We start from the raw sequence: 18,257 nt of genomic DNA, 5'->3' as shown, positions 1-18,257 counted from the left end.
AGAAGAATACAATCAACGAAGACCTCACGAAGGACTCAGCAATATGACACCTTTTGAATGGAAAGACCTGCTGATGAAAAAGGAAATACAACAACTAATAGCTGTCTGAGAAACGGGGTACATACAATTCCACCTTTGGACACTTCAAAAATGCCTAACACACGGCTGGCATTGTTCAATAACAGTATCTTGAATTCTTCGATAAATTCCAGTCTGTCAGGGTTCCAGCTTTGCATCAGCACTTTGTATGCATCTTTGGATGATTCTATTTTTGGACGCTGGCTGGCTTGTACTTTGGATTTGTAGATCAGCTCAATTTCTGCTACCTGATACAAGTTTGAAACATTCGCGAAGCTTTCCATAATTACCTTGATTGAAGTGATTGAATGAATTATGGCGCATCATTCAGGCACTGGTCAAGCAAGTAGTGGAAGCAACGGAATAAAGGAAGGCCCGACATGGAATGCGTGCGCAGGCCATGTATTTATGCCGGAATTTCCACTACGCCCGCAGCCCTGTGCCTACCTTTGGGGCATCATTGATACAAGAAACTCTGTCCCGCATGGAATGCCGGGCATTGAGGCAGTCTGCACAGAAATCTTAGCGAGACTAGTCGCATTTTCATTTTCTACATCGTTGATAATCATTGGGGTACAGTCATTTCGGAATGGGTACAAGAAAAACTTGTATTTGAAGTGCCTTGGTTTTGAGTGTTGTTTTGTCAGGTAATCAATGCAGCAGCAACCTAAAACAACATGAGTTATGGCAACGCATTTATCCCGGACAGGCTACTTTCTGGCAGTCGGTGCCGCAGTAGCGATTTACTATGTGATCATTGGCATCCGGTATTACCGGCAGGATATCAAAGCACTGCTCAATTCAAAGTCCCGGTTCTGGGACAGGCGGGAGAAGCCGCCGCCGGTGAGCAAACAAGAGGTTAATCAGCCGGAAGAAACAGCTGAACCTGTTGAAGTAAAAAAGCAGCCCTGGCAAAGTGAAACCTTGTTTGCCAAGGTCGAGGAGCTCAGCTCGCAGCTTAGGAATAGCATTCGGGAGGCATACCAAAAAGGCTACGAAAAGCGGGATCTGATTTTCCTGATCCAGATATTGATCAAAGATTTTTCTGCCGTCAAAGGCACGCCGTTCCGTGAGGCGATCAACAATGTGATCACTTCGGAATCTGCAAAATATGGCTTCATCAACCTCAGTGCTGTAGAGCTAGAGGAGTTATGGAAGGAGGTTTAATGATGAGAGGGCATGGGGGGCACGCAGTTGATGTATGCCGTCGGCGCGATGCTCGGGCTGGTGGGTGCAGCAAAGGTTTTCCAGAAATGGAATGCCGGGGACAATGATACGGGAAAGGTGGCCGCAGCCTGGTTTGGCAGCTGTATTTTCCTGGTGGTGGTCGCTACCGTGCTGCAATCTTTCTTCGGCCTGTAAGGGTAAGCGTTATGGCAAGCACAAGCGTTTACCAAATCAATAAGGGCCAAAAACAGAATTGTCATGCTTGCTTCCATCCCTTCTTTTTTTAGTGTAAAACTAGAAATCACATTTTGTTAAATCAAGATGTTCATTTGCTGTACATATTATTGTAAATCAAATAATTACACATCCAAAAGGGACGAAAAGGGACGAAAAATTCATCAGGATTCAGTCCCGAATTCGTCCCTTTGCTTTTGTTAGACTTTGAAAGATTTGGATGGCGAGCGTGAAAACAATAAGCCCGTAAATCGTTGATTTACGGGCTTATGCAATTTTTGAAACTTGTTGGAGTGGAGATGCGGGGAGTCGAACCTTTGCATCAGCTAATTCATTATCAATTACTTACAAAGCCACAAAACTTCTACGTCCCGAATATGTCCCTCATTGCTCAATAGCAACATTCTGAACAATCTTATTCAAAACAAAGATACGTAAGCTGTGCAGGAATCGCAACTAACCATATTGGCTACAAAATTTACATATTCCCTTTTGTTACATAGCGAACTCCACTCTAACATATAATAACTTGACCGAATATAAAAAGTCGACGCGCTTAATGTAGGGATTTGAAATTCAAAATAACCTTTGGACAAGGCTTGCTCCGCTCGCAAAGGTTATGGAGAAAAGAACGCTTATGGTTTGGCTTTTCACAATAAAAAACCAGGCATCTGGACTTGGTCAACGCCGTCTCAATAAGTCAGCACAATACAATAAATTGAAACATTGATTTTTGAGATAACTTTTTTAGAATGATTCGGCGAGTGTTCAGTCGCTGGCATTGAATGGATTATTTTCGGAGAAATTGGACGTCTTTTGAGACTAGTGCCAACACAATCTAGGAAGTCATCAGAGTGATAATAGGCGTAAAATGAAATTCATTGTCCTCTTCAAGATATCATTCTTACAAGGCATAGGTTTGCCATCATGAGTTAGGCCACCCCAAATATATTATAGGGATATAGATGTTGCTCCTAGTATTTCTTGTCTCCTTAGGGACACTTACAAGTCAAATAACGCTCATCTGGTTTTTAGACGCGGATATTTAATAAAGTACATCCGAAAAAATCAATAAGACTGCAACATAATGTAAGCCCTTTCAGTAACTTATGGTATTGTGTAACAGCGTTAACTACAATTTCGAATCGCCATGAAAATTTACATGATGTTACTGGGAGCATTAATAGCATTATTGACGGGATGCAAGAAGGAGGAGACAATACCTGAACCAATATACAATCCACTTTCGGGTGTATATGACGGCCAGGTCACGTACTTCGGCCTTTATGCTTCTGGCAATGTTGATCCTGATTATCCTGTGGAAACCCACCCGGTAAAATTTGAAATTGATGGTGCAAAATTTAACCGAGCGGAGTGTGGCTGCACCGGTTCGATTGTTGTCGATGAAAATCAGGCGACCGCACATTTTATCAGTAGCAGTAAAGCTTGCGAAGACGGAGGAAGTTCAAATGGTCAAAGTTGGTCCTTTACTAACGATATTATGGGTAAATTCGGCTTCACCATACATGGCGATACATTAGAACTCCTAGGCATCCCCGGCAGCACAAAAAATCCAGCAAACATGCAAAAGAGGATTATTGCAATTCGTCAAGAATTTTAGGGACGCAGGCACTTGTTACAAGAATAAAGCCATTACCCTCGAACATGAGACACCTGCAGATTTACTCGCCGTAGTCTTAAACCATCGTACCGATCGGAGGTTTCGCGAGACCTGCAAAGCGATAATAGAAAGGCAATTTAAATTATGATTGCTTAATGAGCGTAAGCACTCCGGCAATCACTCCGATCGTAATGTTTGCGATGGATTGATATATGCGGCCTTGATGGCCTGAAGGCTTACCGTCGCAAAAGCAATTGCCAGTGCAATTATAAATGTCGCGGGAAGTAGCCACCATTGGATGGCAATACGATACTCGTAAGTTTGAAGCCACTTATTCATCGCCCAGAGTGTGACAGGTGCGGCAAGAACACACGCAATCCCCACTAACCAGATAAATTCGCTGGATAGAAGCAGCCACAGGTTGGCAACTGTTGCTCCCAGAACTTTACGGATTGTAATTTCTTTTGTTCGGCGCTCTGCCATAAACATCGCTAAACCAAAAAGCCCTAGGCAGGAAATAAAGATGCTTAAAGAAGCAAAGATTCCGGCAAGTCTGGCCATCTGATTGGCCAAGCTAAACTTCTGTTCAAATTCCTGATCAGCAAAGTGATACTCAAACGGAATGGATGGATTGTATTTATCAGCAATTGGCTGTATAGCCGCCAAAGTTTTGGACAGGTTCTCGTGATCTTTCAGTCGGATCAGGATGGCATTAACATTCTTGCCGTTGAACAATATAACGCCTGGCTTGACAGTGCCGAACGGATTTTGCATTAACACATTTCTGGTCACCCCGATAATGGTCAGCACCTGATCGCCTAGCTTCATGGTTTTGCCGATCGGATCCTTATAGTTGATCAGCTTTAATGCAGCTTCGTTCAAAATTACTGCTGCACTGTCTGTACTGTAACGTCTATCGAAGGATCGACCGGCTATAAATTCGAGTCCGGCTGTTTTTTCGTAATCCCAGTCCGTCATCACCACATTAATGCTAACGTTACTGCCCAGATCCTTCCCTTCCCAGCTAAAATGCGTAAAATCATTATTGATCCAGGTCATGGAACTTGATGCTTTGGCCACGGATTCAATATGACCGGTTTTCAGCAGATCATATTTGAGCGCGTTATAATTTTTTACCAGGTCGCTACTTGCATCCAGCGTAATCAAATTGTCGGGATTATACCCTATGGAACGGCTTTTGGCAAAGTTAACCTGTTGATAGACCACTACCGCGGATATAATCAGCGCAATTGAAATAAAGAATTGGGAAACGACCAGCACCTTACGAAGGTTGACCGGGGCGTTGCCTTGCTGCAACTTCCCCCTCAATACTTTAACTGGAACAAAAGAAGATAGATAAGCCGCGGGGTAGCTACCCGCCAGCAGACCAGTTATCAAACAAACTCCCAAAACAGCGCCCCATAACGACAAGTCAGTAAAATCAAGCTCGATATTTTTAAAGCCTAGTTCTCCCAGATGAGGTAGCAGGAGCCACATGATCAACAAAGACAGCGTGAAAGCCAAAAATGCTGTCAGCAGAGATTCGGTTAAGAATTGTGCAACTAGCTGCCGTTTTAGCGATCCGACAGCTTTACGGATACCAACTTCCTTAGCTCTTTTCTCAAACCGTGCCGTGCTGAGATTCATAAAATTGATGCAGGCAATTAATAATACAAATGCACCGATGATGCCGAAAAGCCTCACATAAATAACCTGTCCGCCAGTATTGACCCAATCCTGGAAATCGTCGTACAAGTGCCACCGCTTTATCGGATAAAGCGATAACATTTGTGTTTTTACAAAAGGATCTTTATTCTCCAGCATCGGGCTGATCTTTTTAGAAAGGTCTTGGAATTCCACGCCTTCTCTCACTTGAAGCACCACGCCAATAAAACTGTTGTTCCAGCGGGTTTTAGACTCGCGGACGTCCGGTATCTTGGCTACATTGAATTCAAATGGGGCCAAAAATTCGAACTGCAAAGACGAATTTGCGGGCACATCCTGAATGACCGCAGTTACCTGAATATCAAATTTGTTATCGATCCGTATCAGCTTTCCAATCGGATCTGTATTTCCGAAGATGGCTTTTGAGAGCGATTTGGTTAATACAATACTATTAGGGTCGATCAGCGCAGTTTCCGGATTTCCTTTTAAAATCGGAAAGGTAAAGATCTTGAGGAAAGCAGGATCAACATAGTATCCCTGCTTTTTAAACTTGCGGTCACCTGCGACAAGGCTATGTACACTACCCCAATCGAGCCGCGAGACATGCTGGATTTCTGGAAAATTACGCTCGAGCTCATCATAGACCGGCATCATAACAGAACCAGAGGTATTTTTCTCATTATTCATCAGCGTGTGTTTCATCACCAATGCAATGCGGTCTGCATTCCGATTGAATGTATCAAAGCTGATTTCAAATCGTACCCACATTCCAATAAGCAGTGCGAAGGCCATGCCGAGTGAAAGTCCCAGAATGTTTATAAAAGAAAGCGACTTGTTTTTAAGTAGCTGCCGAATGGCCACTTTGAAGTAATTTTTAAACATTGATGAGCTGATTAGTGGATCGTAAGAATTGAAGCTTGGCTGCCTTTTTATATACGTTAGTCTGAAAAAACCAAATACCTCGAACCAATAACGAAGTCTGGCTTTACGCTCTCCAATTGATTTGAGCTGGAAGAAAAATTCTTCTTCTAAATCGCCCTGGATTACTTCCAAGAGGTGTGGAGCCACAAACCATTTAAGAAATCGCTTCGCAAGGCGCGGTGGGGTTTTCATGTAAAGTCGATGGTTATCCAGTGATTGAAAGTTTAGGAAAGTTTGCTAGCCGGCCCCAAAAGCTGGAGCGGACTTCCTGGATCTCATGCAGTGTGCGTTGCCCCAAGGCTGTTACTGTAAAAACCCTTTTTCTTTTTCCACCCCGCTCCGATGTAGGCTCACCGAAAGCAGATCTAAGCATGCCTTTCTCTTCCAAACGTTGCAAGGCAGAGTGGACTTGATTAAGCCTGACTTGCCTTCCGCTTTTCTCCGTAAGTTCATGTAATAAGGCAACCCCATATGCCTGTCCGTCGAGCACTGCGACAGCCAAAAGAACGAGTTCTTCAAACTCGCCGAGATAGTTCCTATTCATACGATCTATATTTTCCATATTTGCTGACTAAATAGTTTGCCAGCGAAATACACATGAATAAGTGTTTTATAATCAGATAATTATAGTAATACCAAAAGAAAGGCGGTGTTCACAACCGAACAGCTTATGTCCGATTTCAATACTTTTTTCTCAAAGATTTTTGAGGAAGACAGTTCGCGCTTATATCAAATAGACTCGATATTCTTATTAACCTTTATCGTCCGACTTCAGGAAGCAATAGTGTCGCACATAACCCTCCAAGCTAAGATTTTCATCCTCCCCTCAACGCAGGTAGAACAGTCGCATAGACGAGACCTTAAATGAAATTGAAGGGAGGCCTACCGAAAAGATAGCACATTGTATGGAATACAGAGTCTGATGATGATGGTACTGCTACCTTTGTAACCTTCTCATCCTAACAGAGTTTCCACTGGTGAGCGCTGGAAAAACTATTAAGTAAGTTATCATACGCCAAATATTTTACTTCTAATGTCATCTAACAAATCTCATGCTAATTGGATACGCACGCGTTTCGACACAAGATCAGAATTTGGCGATGCAATTAGACGCCCTTAAAGCAACGGGTTGCCAGAAAATTTTCCAAGAAAAAGTGTCGTCAGCAAAATTGAGACCACAACTTCAAAAAATGTTGGATATTGTTCGTGACGGCGACACCGTCGTGGTTTGGAAATTGGATCGTTTAGGTAGATCTCTAAAAGAGTTATTTACTTTGATTAACGATTTTCAAAACAACGGAATTGGGTTTCGAAGTCTCAATGATGCTATCGACACGACAACAGCCCAGGGCCGGTTAGTGTTCAATTTATTTGCCTCACTAGCCGAATTTGAACGTGACATGATTCGCGAACGAACCAAGGCGGGCTTGGCTGCGGCTCGGGCAAGAGGACGGGTCGGTGGACGTCCGAAGGGACTTTCACCAGAAGCCCAGGCAAAAGCAAAAGCTGTTAAGGCAATGTATAGCAGCCAGACGAATACAGTCAACGAAATTGGTAGACTATTTCATCTGAGCCGAGCAACAGTCTATCGCTATCTGGCTTGGCAAAAGCAAAACGGTACTTAGTTAAGAAGCTAACCCGGAGGTTTTTTTTAGACATTAGCTTGAAGTACCTAATTCACTTGTTTTAATATCCAACTAGACATTTCTGATAACGCCATGGGTGAAAAAGTTTGATCGATGATTGTATATTCATCCGGCGATCCTGTTTCGCATTCCTGAAAAAAGTGGTTGAGGTCGTCATATCTTAAAACAGCGATTCCCTTTCTTGTGAGAAAATCTGCGATGATTAAAAACGGTTTATGTCCTTGGTTTACTTCTTCATTCCTATCCTTAGGACCGCTACCTGAAATTAAAACTACTACTGGATAGTTTCGCTTTTGAGTTGGACGTGTAAAGGTGCCCGCCAAGCGAACTCCTGCTTTGGAATTATTAAATTCAATATCCTCGCTGAAATATGGGAAGGGTTGTTTAGGTTCCTGGGAATGACGCTCCGACCTAAAAGATTCCCGAGATTTACAATTAGATAGAAAAAATACAAGCGAAAGAGTAAAAGCGACCTTTGTCACTATTGAAAGCATCTTTTTCATAGTCGAACATTTGGTTGGTCAATTTACAAATTTTGACAGCAGCAGTGTCCAAGTCTCAAATAATCCTCCCTGTCGCGAGATGACGGTTTATATATCTTAATCAACCGTTAACCGATACTGCAATATGCTGTTATGATGGAATGTTTGCTGCGACTATTTATGTAGGGCAATCAGATGCATTGATCGGTTCTTCAAATATTTTGACGAACTCAAAAGTTCGGTGGACGTTATTTTATCTAACTTGTGTGAAATGATTCAACCGCAAGTTAACAATCCTTTTATTCTCGCATTGATCGCCCGTAACCTAACGGTCGAGATCCATCATCATTCGGCTTACCAGATTGTGCTGTCCAACGACACGCCTTTCGACTCAACCATCAATGGCGTAAAGCATGAAAGCATCCACGGTTTTCTGATCAGACCGCATATCTCACATTTTTGCGTCTCCGAAAAAGGCACACTGAATGTGCTAAACATTGAACCCTATTCATACATTGGGCTGGAACTGGCAGACAGGTTTCAAGCAGACGAAAGGTACGTTGTTTTTGAAACACCGGCAGTTTCAAAAGCTTTTTTTCAGACATCCACTGATACTCTGGATGTAGGAAATGTGTTGGAGGCTTTGCAGGCCAATGTTCCGTCCGCCGCATACGACGAGCGGGTGGCCAAAATAGCCGACTACATCAAGGAAAACTATTTTCGGGCTGATATCACCCCGCAGACATTTTCGGATATTGTGTTTCTTTCCCCATCTCGTCTGGCCTCACTTTTCAAACAACAGACCGGCAGCAGCCTGTCCAAATATTTGCTGTGGACGCGGCTGCGGCAGGCAATTTACCTTATCCTTTCTGATGAAAGCCGAACCTTGACCGATGTGGCCTACGACACCGGTTTTTACGATCTTCCCCAGTTCAACAAGTATATGTACGAGATGTTCGGCATGCCGCCGAAAGCATTGAAACACAACAGCGACCTGATCCGCATCTACTAAATCATCCTCATTTACCGGTTGCATCTGCTACAACAGTGATCTGATACAAGTTTACCAGCGGGCGTGCCCGCACCTTTGTGATATCATTTTGAACAAAACAAAACTATATCATGAAAGCAATTGAATATCAGAAATTTGGAAACGCCGATGCGTTACAAATGGTCGAACTGCCAAAGCCAGTTATTAAATCAGGCGACGTACTAATCAATGTTAAAGCATTCTCCATAAACCCCATGGACTGGAAGATCCGTAAAGGGGAAATGAAGTTGATGTCAGGTTCAAACTTCCCGAAGTACACCGGGGCCGATTTCGGCGGCGTAATTGAAGAAACTGGTAGCGCAGTTACAGGATTCAAAAAGGGCGACGAAGTCTTCGGGGTTGTCAAAAACATGATGAAGGAAGGCGCCTCGGCCGAGTACATCTCCGTTGCAGCTTCCCACATCTGGAAAAAGCCGTCGGACATCGGTTTCGCTCAGGCAGCTTCGCTTCCCGTGATAGGGACCGCCGCATTAACGGCCATTGAAAAAATGGGCCGCATTGATTCGGGCACAAACATTCTGGTAAATGGCGCTACCGGCGGTTTCGGGATGATTTTGCTGCAATTCCTCAAACAGAAAGGCGCTCGCGTGACGGCGGTTACCAATTCAAATGGTATTGCATTTGCGAAAACGTGGGGTGCCAATACGGTGATTGATTACCGCAAGGAAGAAGTGCTGTCCCGCGAGGAAACTTACGACATTGTAATTGATCTGTCTGGTAAAATGGGCTATGCGAATGCGAAGCAGATCATGAAGGCCCAATCCAAATTCCTCAACCCGACGCCTCGGCCGATAGATATCCCTCTCTCATTGATCAGGAACTTGTTTACCGGTAAAAAGCACGTGATCGTCCTCGCCAGTCCGTCCAAGAAGTATGCCGATGCCTTGCTGGACTCAGTCAAGCATGGGCTGGATGTTGAAATCCACAAAGTATTTCCTTTCCACAAATTCAAAGAAGCCTATCGCTATGCTGAGCAGGGCGGCTACACAGGTAAAATCGTAATCGAACAACAGTGATCTGATACAAGTTTTTGCCCTCGTATCCGGGGACATTTGTATCGAAGCAAAGAAATCAAAACAATCATCAAAATGAAAAAGAGCATCGTAATTCTTGGTCCCACCGGAACGGTAGGCAGCAAAATTGCCCAGATTTTAATCAATGAAGGCCATCATGTCACGCTGTTAGCAAGACATACCGAAAAGCTGGAAAAATATGCTGATCATGGCACTACAATCGTTGCGGCAGATGTCACCGACGCAAACCAGCTAACTCAGGCATTCACCGGTGCAGATAGCGCGTTCGTCATTTTGCCGGACAATGTGAAGGCGGAAAACACCCGGGCATACCAGCGGCAGGTCACCGGGACACTGATCGAAGCGATTCAGCGCTCGGGCATCCGGTATATCGTCAACATGAGCAGTCTGGGTTCGCATATGCATGAAGGTAACGGCATGATGGCAGGGACTGGCGAACAGGAAGTGAGGCTGAACCAGCTGGAAGGTGTGAATGTGCTGCACATCCGTTCAGCTTATTTCATGGAAAACTTTTTGCGTACGATTGGCCTTGTCAAACAAGCGGGGATCAATGGTACCGTGGCACCAGGCGACCATGCCATCCCGATGGTGGCGACCAGCGACGTGGCGGAAGTAGCAGCCAGTCATTTGGTCAACCTCGATTTCACCGGCAAGAGCGTCCATGCCGTGATGGGACCTCGTGATTACACTTATGCCGAACTGACGGGCATTGTTGGTAATGCCATTGGTAAACCAGACCTCGCCTATGTCCAGCTACCGGTTGAAAAGGTAAGAGAGGTATTCCTGGGCAATGGTTTCTCCACCGATTTCATCTCAAGCTTGATTGAAATGGGCACCGCAATCAGTACCGGCTATATGAATTATCAAAAGCGGGACGAATCGACTACGACGCAGACGACGGCAGAGGAGTTTGCACGCCAGGTGTATGCGCCCGCTTATCATCAATGAATTTTCAACCCTAGACAGGATTAAAAATGAAACTCTTAGAACCAACCAGGCTGGGGAATCTGGCTTTAAAAAATAAAATGGTTATGTCTGCGATGACGAGAAGTCGCGCGGATAACAACGGGATTGTCGGCGATATGACCGTCGAGTACTACACCCAACGCGCAAGTGCCGGCCTGATCATTACAGAAGCAATCCGCATCAGCGACCAAGCCACCGGTAGTCCATTTACGCCGGGTATTTACACGGATCAGCAAATCGAAGCCTGGAAAAAGGTGACACAGGCCGTACATGATCGGGGCGGGCTGATTGTTGCGCAGCTCTGGCACACCGGCCGGGCCGGACATTCCATTGACCGGGGCGGCAAGTTGCCCCTGGCTCCATCGCCACTAGCCATAAAAGGCATGCAGCATTTTACCTCCCAAGGCCTGAAAGACTACGAAACACCGCGAGAAATCACCCTCGACGAGATCCATCAGACTATCCAGGACTACGGTCAGGCAGCTCAAAATGCCATGAAAGCGGGATTCGACGGGGTGGAACTGCATGCTGCCAATGGCTATCTGCCCAACCAGTTCCTGGCCGAAAGCGCTAATCAACGGACTGAGGATTATGGCGGCGGCATTCCAAACAAAGCACGTTTTATCCTGGAAGTCATGCAGGAATTGATCGCCGCTGTGGGCAGCGACCGGGTGGGGATCAAGCTTTCACCTTTCCATCCGTACGGCAATATCGTGCTGGACCAGCCGGTGGAAACCTATCAATATCTGATTGACGAATTAAACAAACTGGATTTTGCTTATGTGGAACTCATGAAGCGCAATGCCTATTTTCCCTCTCCGGCACATTATCCTTCCGAGGACGAGATAACGCTTTTCGGCCACCGGATCAGGCAAACTGTCATCGCCAACTCAGGCTACGAAAAGGCTTCTGCGGAATCTGAACTTGAAATTGGTATTGTCAAGCTCATTTCCTTCGGAACATTGTTTCTCGCTAATCCGGACCTGCCAGCGCGGTTTGAATTAGATGCGGGATTAAACGAGCCGGATCGTACTACCATGTTCGGCGGTGGGGCGAAAGGCTATATCGACTATCGGTTTCTCAAAGACCTGGAAGTGTTCCATGCTGAGTAAACTTATGAATACTCAGTCTAACTCAAATTTGTATCTCCCCAAATAACGCTCCAACGTGAGAAAGCTTCCTCGCGCACCTGGCCGATTGCGACACAGATTCCGGACGTTTCGAGAAACTTAATGTTTGGGTATATCACCTCAAAAGACATCTTTTTGTTAAGTACTTCTACGAGAAAGAATGAAAAATAGGGTTTATTCAAAATTGCATGATTTTGCTTGTTCTGTTGATGATATTAGCATCCTATTGGATACGTATCCCACAATTTCCTGGATTGAGGGAGATTCGGCTCAGGTGGGCAAAGCTCCAACGATTAGAGTAGGTCGGACTTGGCAGCTAGTCGCCAATGTTGACGAAGATAGACCGCTTTCTGAGCATATAGATGTAATGATTAATTTTATTAGATTGAAGAGGGATTCACTTTCTAAGGTTCTAGAAAGCGCCTATGGAGAATTTACAATAGTTTGCATGTATAGATCCAAGGCAGATTTCAACTTTGGGGCATATTTTGATCAAAAGTCGCTTAATATTCTTTCAGGCATAGGGTTGAATTTGGATATAGATGTGTATTTTCTTCCAAAAAACTAGAGCCGAGGATAAATCTCACAAATCACTCCTCCCTGATACAGTCATCTGCGCTGGTTGCACGGATCGGACGTTATTTGCGACAGTTAGATTGTCATCCTAAGTCTTTTCCTTCTCCTAACGGTAATTCAGATTTTGTAGCCGGTTCGACCTGCCGGCCACAAAAGCATAATTCGCTAAATTAATCAGATTTGGGCCGAGCTGGACGACCGTTACCGAGTTATTGATTTTCACATTTGTCAGTTGACCGTTCGGATAACGGTAATGTCCCTGTGAGCCTGAGGGACAGCGCAAATGTTCATAGTCGTAAACTGTTGCGTTATTCGCTACGCAAACTTTTGACTGGGTTTATCAAGGCAGCTTTGATCGTCTGATAGCTCACCGTCAACAACGTGATGAGTAAGGATCCCCAGCCAACCGCTACGAAAATCCACCAGCTGATTTCGGTTCGGTAGGTATATTTCTTTAACCACCCATTCAATCCATACCAGGCTGTTGGCGTGGCAATGACAAAGGCGATAAACACCAGTAGAACAAAGTCTTTGGACAATAATCGCCATAGGGTAAACACCGATGCCCCCAGCACTTTACGCACGCCTATTTCTTTGGTGCGCCGTTCGGCCACAAAGGAAGCTAAGCCAAACAAGCCCAGGCAACTGATGAAGATGGCTAAACCGGCGAAGGCGGCAGCCAACTGGCCAATGCGCTCTTCGTCGGCAAACTTGGCCGCATACCGCTGATCAACAAAATCGTAATCAAAGGGTACCGAGGGGATCACTTTTTTAAAGATCGCTTCGATTTGAGGCAGCGCGTCGCTGGTTGCTACTGTCGGCTTCAGTTTGATATTAATCCAGTTAAGTGGCCCACGAAGAAAAAACACCGTCGGGTAAACCGGCTCAAAAGGTGAACCCATTACCATATCCTGGATAACACCGATAATCCGGTAAGGCGTACCATTTCGCCGGATCGTTTCTCCGACCGGATGTTTTAAACTCATAAATCGAACGGCGGCCTGGTTGACTACAAAAGCGGCTGAATCCGAAGCAAAATCTTTTGAGAAATCACGCCCGGCGACAAACTGCCAGCCGACGGTCTTGCCGTATTCAGGGGAAACAGTCAAGGTGCCAAAGTCCGACTGCTGGGACGGCGATTTACCCGGCCATTCAAACCCGGAATTATTAGACCATAGTTCCGTTGCCTGACTTGCTGACTGCGCGGTTTCATAGACAACACCGCTGTTGAGCAGTTCCTGGTGCAGTACTTCATATTTGGTGTAAAAGTCGTTGGCTGTCATTTGCACTTGCAACAACCCTTCACGAGAATATCCTACCGGACGGTTTTTAGCGTGCTGAACCTGCTGATAAACGATGAGGGTACCGATGATCAGCGTCACCGATACGGTAAACTGGACAACCACTAACACTTTACGCGGAAGTGCCGCCAGCCAACCCACCTGGAAAGTACCTTTCAAGACTTTGATGGGCTGGAAAGCCGATAAATACAAAGCTGGATAGCTACCCGCTAATAACCCGGTGACGAGCACGAAACCACCCACCAGCAACCAAAAGAACGGGTTCGTCCACAGAATGCTCATTTCCTTATCTGCCAGCTGATTAAACCAGTCAAGCCAAAGTGTTGTTAATGAGAGGGCAAACAACAAAGCCAACAGTACTACCAGGAAGGATTCGCTAAAAAATTGACCGATAAGCTGTCCCCTGATCGACCCCACCGCTTTACGGATGCCGACTTCTTTGGCTCGCTTTTCACTTCGCGCGGTGCTTAAATTCATAAAGTTGATGCAGGCTACCAATAACACAAACCCCGCAATGAGGCTAAAAAGCCAGACATATTGAATCAGCCCACCGGTATTGTTGCCCTGCTTATCAAAGCCAGAGTAGAGGTGCCACTTGCTCATCGGGTGCAGGAAGATCTGGAAATGCAAGGCCAGTAACTCTTTATTGTTTGCCAGATGCTTTAGTTTGATGTCCTTAATCTTGGCTGAAAGCTTGTCAACGTCGACATGAGGATGCAGTTCAGCCCACACCTGAATAAAATTGTTTCCCCAACCCTGCTCTTTGATCCAGTGGTTACCTGATACGTATAAATCCCAGGGAGCAAAAAACTGGACCTGATGAAATTCCGTATTAGCAGGCATATCGTCATAAACGCCCGTCACGGTCGCATCCATAGCATTGTTGATCTTCACCACTTTGCCCATCGGATCAGTTTCGCCAAACATCACTTTAGCAGCTGAGGCTGAGACCATGATTGAATTTGGTTCGGTTAAACCTGCTCTCGTGCCTTTCAACATATGCAGGCTCAGCATGTCGGGCGCTTCGGATTCGATGAACTGGCCGGTAAGCGAAAAGTGGTTGGTCCCTACCGTCAGCCCGTGATCCTGAATATGCCAGGCCTTCAAAACCCGCTTGAAATCGTTCGGGTATTGACCCTTTAATTCATCCCCTAATGGAAACGGAACATTACTACCTGTCCAGGTTTCTCCATTGACGGTGCCATGTTGAGCTACCTGAACAATGCGGTCATAGTTGTCATAATAGTGATCAAACGAAAGTTCATCCCAGACCCAAAGGCCAATGGTGATAGCTACGGCCATACCCACTGCCAGGCCTGAAATGTTGATGGCAGAATACCCCTTGTATTTGATGAGGTTGCGCCAGGCGATTTTGAGATAATTGCGGATCATATCAGTATTCATTAGTGGTGGCGAAGAGTGTTCAGGGTGAATGAAAGGGCGGGTTTTAGTGGGACGCTTCAAGAAGAAATCCCTAAGCCGATTGGCCAGCCCGGCCAATCGACGACGTATGTAATAGGGTCGAATGACCATCAGGGCTTCCAGGACATACCACCAACGAGCGCGCAAGGGGCCGTTTTGGTCAATCCGCTGGGCATACTGTTCCTGCAAATCCCCCTGCAATTCTTCAAGCAGCTCGGCGGGCGTTAACCAGCTTAATAGTCGACTGGCCCATCGGGGCGGTTCCTGGGCCGACGCTCGCTGCCCGGCCGAGCCCTGTGGATCGGGTGTCGGGTTGTGTGAAGGCTTGCCCATGGCTTACGAAAAGAAAGGGGTGGGTAAAGCTTCCCAAAATCCCAAGCGCAGCTGACGCATTTCGCGCAACACTTGCTGGCCAGCCGCCGTCAGCGTAAATAGTCGCTTGCGCCGTCCGCCCCGGACTTGGCTGGCTCCGCCTAACTCCGAGCCGACCAGGCCTTTCTCCTCCAAGCGATACAAGACCACATGTACCCCTGTGACGGAAGTAGTTCGTTGCGTACGTAGTTTAAGCTCGTCGGCAATCGAGACGCCATAAGCCCCCGCGGACTGTAGTTCCAGGACGGCAACAGCGAGTAGGACTAACTCCTCAAACTCGCCCAGGTAGGTTCGGCTCATACTAAACAGGTTAACATGTGTATTTCTTTATTACTTGTTTAGCAAATAAAATGCCGGTCGTATAACAATCTGATTTTTAGCTGTATAGACAAAAAAATTATACAAATGTGTCCGAAATCGTACAGAAGCTGTCCGATAATGCATAAGCATGGCTCCTTTTTATAACCTTCGGTTTGAGGATGAGAGCGCTCTCCCAAAAAGGGTCTTTAAAACACGCAAAACCTGTATAGGCAATGCTGTGAAAGCCTTTGATAAAGCCCTATCAAACGGAATAGTGAGACGATTGTTGAATAGCAACTGTTGTAATTCTCAAAAAATCGCTCGAACGTGAGACCGTATACTCTGTTCAGAAATGCTGAAAATTTCGGAGATTATTTGCGACGAATTATTTATCCCCCATGCAAATAGAAAACAAGACTCCTTTTGAATTGAACAAGAGCTCAAAATAGCTGTCCAGGTAAGTCCGGTCATTCTTGACTTCGTTGATACTTGCAAATGCAAAACCCATGTTCCTGGATTTGCCGCCATAGTGGGTGATGGGCAGCCCTCGAAAGTCCGAAGGCCTTACTGATCCAGAGATCAATTTATCCCCTATTTTGAAAATGCGCCCATTGACCTGACCAACCCAAATCCTACTATCAAGCACATCCCAAACACTTAACTTTCCTTTCAAGAAGTAAAGCTTGCTTTCCCCATACTGGTACAGCTTCATCATATCGTCATCGGTCTCTGAATAATAATCCGAGATTTCATCCGGCTTCCCCAGTAACCTTACACACTCATCGGAACTTGCGCCAATGAGTACCCCTTCAGAACTGCTATTAGGTTTGATCAACAAGATTTGTTTGATATTAATCTCCGGCATCTGAGCCTTCAAACTAGACGCACAAAGCAAAAACAGCAGTAGCAATTTGCACCTCATTAGCTGATATACAGGTTAAATTTCGGTAATAACGCAAAAGTTACTCTTCCCTATAAACCAAGAACTTGCCAAAAAATCCGGGTAGCCCTCTTGTTCTGTGTTTTGTTGTTTAACAAAAAACGGTTATGCGAGCCCGAAACTAGTGATTCTCACATAACGCTGGCTAAAAGAAGCAATGCAAAGTAGTCAAACATTTATCGACATCTCTCACTGGTGCATCCCAGTAAGTGAGACAGATTATAAAACGTGAATATCTTGAATAGAATAACGAAGTTCTGTCGCGGTATCGCAAATCGTACAACCTAACGTCAGATCACTTTCGGTATCGTCAAACCATAGGGGAATATCTATCCAAACTTGATTTTCGAAATTTGTCTCATAAATATCCAATTGCAGAAGCTCCGATTCTGGAGGCATCGTTAGATGCCCAGGATATGCCACTATCTCGTCCGAAATGGCCTCGACGTTCAATATCTTTGAGTAGTCTAAATCATACGCCAATTCAAAGTGCCCGAGTACAAGCAGCTCGAGCATTTTTTTTACCTCGGCTACTATATCTTCTTTCCTCATTGCCCTCTCTTCAAAGGTATTTATGTTTAAGCATTTTTAGCAAATCCAAAGCTCTGAAATATTATCGGCACCTACTCGTAACATGTTAAATTTTGAAGTTTAAAAGTGGACGGTTGCAATTTTGTTGTCTCCAGATAGCAGACGGCACTAGTAGGATCGTTGAACTTTAGGTATCTGGACATAATTTAAGTGTCAGGGTTCGCACCGTCTAATTTGTCCGTTGCGCTATAATCTCACAAAACGCTCGAAAACGAGACTGCCTCCCTCGCCTTTATAATCAGATCCACTGCATATTCGGACATTTGCTGAGACCGTAAAAGTGTAGCTCGATTTGCTATTCAACTTTTAAAATCTGTTTTATCTCTTTCAGCTTCTATTCCCCCCTCTATAAGTAGCAAAAACACCAAAACGTTCTTCCGGCTGTGATTTGGCGTGAAAATACTGATGGATTTGATCTAATTTGAATCTGACATTCTCGCGTAGGAAATTCAGGCATTCATAGTCACATGACGCTCACGTATTCCTAGTCCTCACCCCTCCCGAAATGACACTGCCAGATATTTCCCGGTTTGACTTGCCGGTTCGCCGGCAACAGTTGCTGCCGGACCGCAGACAACGATGTTACCGCCTTCATCTCCGGCACCCGGCCCGACGTCGATCACCCAGTCGCTATTTGCGACTACGTGCATATCGTGTTCGATGACAATAACCGTATTTCCCTGATCAACCAGCTTGTTGAGCTGAATAAGTAAATTGTCCACATCGGAAGGGTGCAGCCCGGTTGTGGGTTCATCCAAAA

Annotated in this window: 17 protein-coding genes and 1 pseudogene; 9 read left to right on the top strand and 9 right to left on the bottom strand. The window is 45.3% G+C overall.

Going from position 1 to position 18,257, the window contains the following annotated elements; genetic code table 11:
- Window positions 1-35: 35 nt before the first annotated feature.
- Window positions 36-362 carry an MPN domain-containing protein gene (locus tag FEN17_RS27150; RefSeq protein WP_138368570.1) on the bottom strand — a complete coding sequence of 109 codons (327 nt, stop codon included), beginning with the start codon at window positions 360-362 and terminating at the stop codon, window positions 36-38.
- 400 nt (window positions 363-762) lie between these two features.
- Between FEN17_RS27150 and FEN17_RS27145 the strand changes: the two genes are divergently transcribed.
- The 3 genes from FEN17_RS27145 (at window position 763) to FEN17_RS27135 (ending at window position 3,100) form a co-directional block, all read left to right on the top strand.
- A complete protein-coding gene (locus tag FEN17_RS27145; protein ID WP_138368569.1) occupies window positions 763-1,245 on the top strand; it encodes a hypothetical protein in 483 nt (160 codons plus the stop codon).
- A gap of 12 nt (window positions 1,246-1,257) precedes the next feature.
- Complete coding sequence (locus tag FEN17_RS27140; protein ID WP_374756678.1) at window positions 1,258-1,440, top strand: DUF4134 domain-containing protein; 183 nt, start codon at window positions 1,258-1,260, stop codon at window positions 1,438-1,440.
- A gap of 1,189 nt (window positions 1,441-2,629) precedes the next feature.
- Window positions 2,630-3,100 carry a hypothetical protein gene (locus FEN17_RS27135; RefSeq protein WP_138368568.1) on the top strand — a complete coding sequence of 157 codons (471 nt, stop codon included), beginning with the start codon at window positions 2,630-2,632 and terminating at the stop codon, window positions 3,098-3,100.
- Between the two features lie 177 nt (window positions 3,101-3,277).
- Here FEN17_RS27135 and FEN17_RS27130 read toward each other — a convergent pair whose 3' ends face one another.
- A complete protein-coding gene (locus tag FEN17_RS27130; protein ID WP_138368567.1) occupies window positions 3,278-5,878 on the bottom strand; it encodes an ABC transporter permease in 2,601 nt (866 codons plus the stop codon).
- A gap of 13 nt (window positions 5,879-5,891) precedes the next feature.
- On the bottom strand, window positions 5,892-6,230 hold the full coding sequence (locus FEN17_RS27125) for a PadR family transcriptional regulator (RefSeq protein ID WP_138368571.1): 339 nt from the start codon (window positions 6,228-6,230) through the stop codon (window positions 5,892-5,894).
- 508 nt (window positions 6,231-6,738) lie between these two features.
- Between FEN17_RS27125 and FEN17_RS27120 the strand changes: the two genes are divergently transcribed.
- On the top strand, window positions 6,739-7,311 hold the full coding sequence (locus FEN17_RS27120) for a recombinase family protein (RefSeq protein ID WP_138368566.1): 573 nt from the start codon (window positions 6,739-6,741) through the stop codon (window positions 7,309-7,311).
- 47 nt (window positions 7,312-7,358) lie between these two features.
- Here FEN17_RS27120 and FEN17_RS27115 read toward each other — a convergent pair whose 3' ends face one another.
- Entirely contained in the window at window positions 7,359-7,835 is a 477-nt protein-coding gene (locus FEN17_RS27115; RefSeq protein ID WP_138368565.1) for an alpha/beta hydrolase family protein, read from the bottom strand.
- Window positions 7,836-8,085: 250 nt separating this feature from the next.
- On the opposite strand from FEN17_RS27115, the gene FEN17_RS27110 reads away from it, so the two are divergent.
- The 5 genes from FEN17_RS27110 (at window position 8,086) to FEN17_RS27090 (ending at window position 12,563) form a co-directional block, all read left to right on the top strand.
- Entirely contained in the window at window positions 8,086-8,826 is a 741-nt protein-coding gene (locus FEN17_RS27110) for an AraC family transcriptional regulator (RefSeq protein ID WP_138368564.1), read from the top strand.
- A gap of 110 nt (window positions 8,827-8,936) precedes the next feature.
- The gene (locus tag FEN17_RS27105; RefSeq protein WP_138368563.1) at window positions 8,937-9,881 is read left to right on the top strand and encodes an NAD(P)-dependent alcohol dehydrogenase; all 945 of its coding nucleotides are present in this window, start codon (window positions 8,937-8,939) and stop codon (window positions 9,879-9,881) included.
- A gap of 72 nt (window positions 9,882-9,953) precedes the next feature.
- Window positions 9,954-10,847, top strand: a complete 894-nt coding sequence (locus tag FEN17_RS27100) for an NmrA family NAD(P)-binding protein (protein WP_138368562.1) — start codon at window positions 9,954-9,956, stop codon at window positions 10,845-10,847.
- 26 nt (window positions 10,848-10,873) lie between these two features.
- A complete protein-coding gene (locus tag FEN17_RS27095) occupies window positions 10,874-11,977 on the top strand; it encodes an alkene reductase (protein ID WP_138368561.1) in 1,104 nt (367 codons plus the stop codon).
- A gap of 178 nt (window positions 11,978-12,155) precedes the next feature.
- Window positions 12,156-12,563 (top strand): DUF4279 domain-containing protein, encoded by a 408-nt coding sequence (locus FEN17_RS27090; protein ID WP_138368560.1) that lies wholly within the window; start codon window positions 12,156-12,158, stop codon window positions 12,561-12,563.
- Between the two features lie 316 nt (window positions 12,564-12,879).
- On the opposite strand, the gene FEN17_RS27085 is transcribed toward FEN17_RS27090, so the two are convergent.
- The 5 genes and pseudogenes from FEN17_RS27085 to FEN17_RS27065 all read right to left on the bottom strand — a co-directional run.
- Complete coding sequence (locus FEN17_RS27085) at window positions 12,880-15,627, bottom strand: ABC transporter permease (RefSeq protein ID WP_138368559.1); 2,748 nt, start codon at window positions 15,625-15,627, stop codon at window positions 12,880-12,882.
- 3 nt (window positions 15,628-15,630) lie between these two features.
- Entirely contained in the window at window positions 15,631-15,966 is a 336-nt protein-coding gene (locus tag FEN17_RS27080; protein ID WP_138368558.1) for a PadR family transcriptional regulator, read from the bottom strand.
- Window positions 15,967-16,351: 385 nt separating this feature from the next.
- The gene (locus FEN17_RS27075; protein WP_205748202.1) at window positions 16,352-16,876 is read right to left on the bottom strand and encodes a hypothetical protein; all 525 of its coding nucleotides are present in this window, start codon (window positions 16,874-16,876) and stop codon (window positions 16,352-16,354) included.
- A 249-nt stretch (window positions 16,877-17,125) separates the two neighbouring features.
- Window positions 17,126-17,458, bottom strand: a complete 333-nt coding sequence (locus FEN17_RS27070) for a DUF7668 domain-containing protein (protein ID WP_138368556.1) — start codon at window positions 17,456-17,458, stop codon at window positions 17,126-17,128.
- A gap of 530 nt (window positions 17,459-17,988) precedes the next feature.
- Window positions 17,989-18,257 (bottom strand): annotated as a pseudogene (locus tag FEN17_RS27065) (excinuclease ABC subunit A); the annotation flags it as partial.

Origin of the sequence: Dyadobacter luticola (assembly GCF_005860805.1) — a bacterium.
GTDB classification, from domain to species: Bacteria; Bacteroidota; Bacteroidia; order Cytophagales; family Spirosomataceae; genus Dyadobacter; species Dyadobacter luticola.
This window is presented reverse-complemented; position numbering and strand designations above follow the sequence as displayed.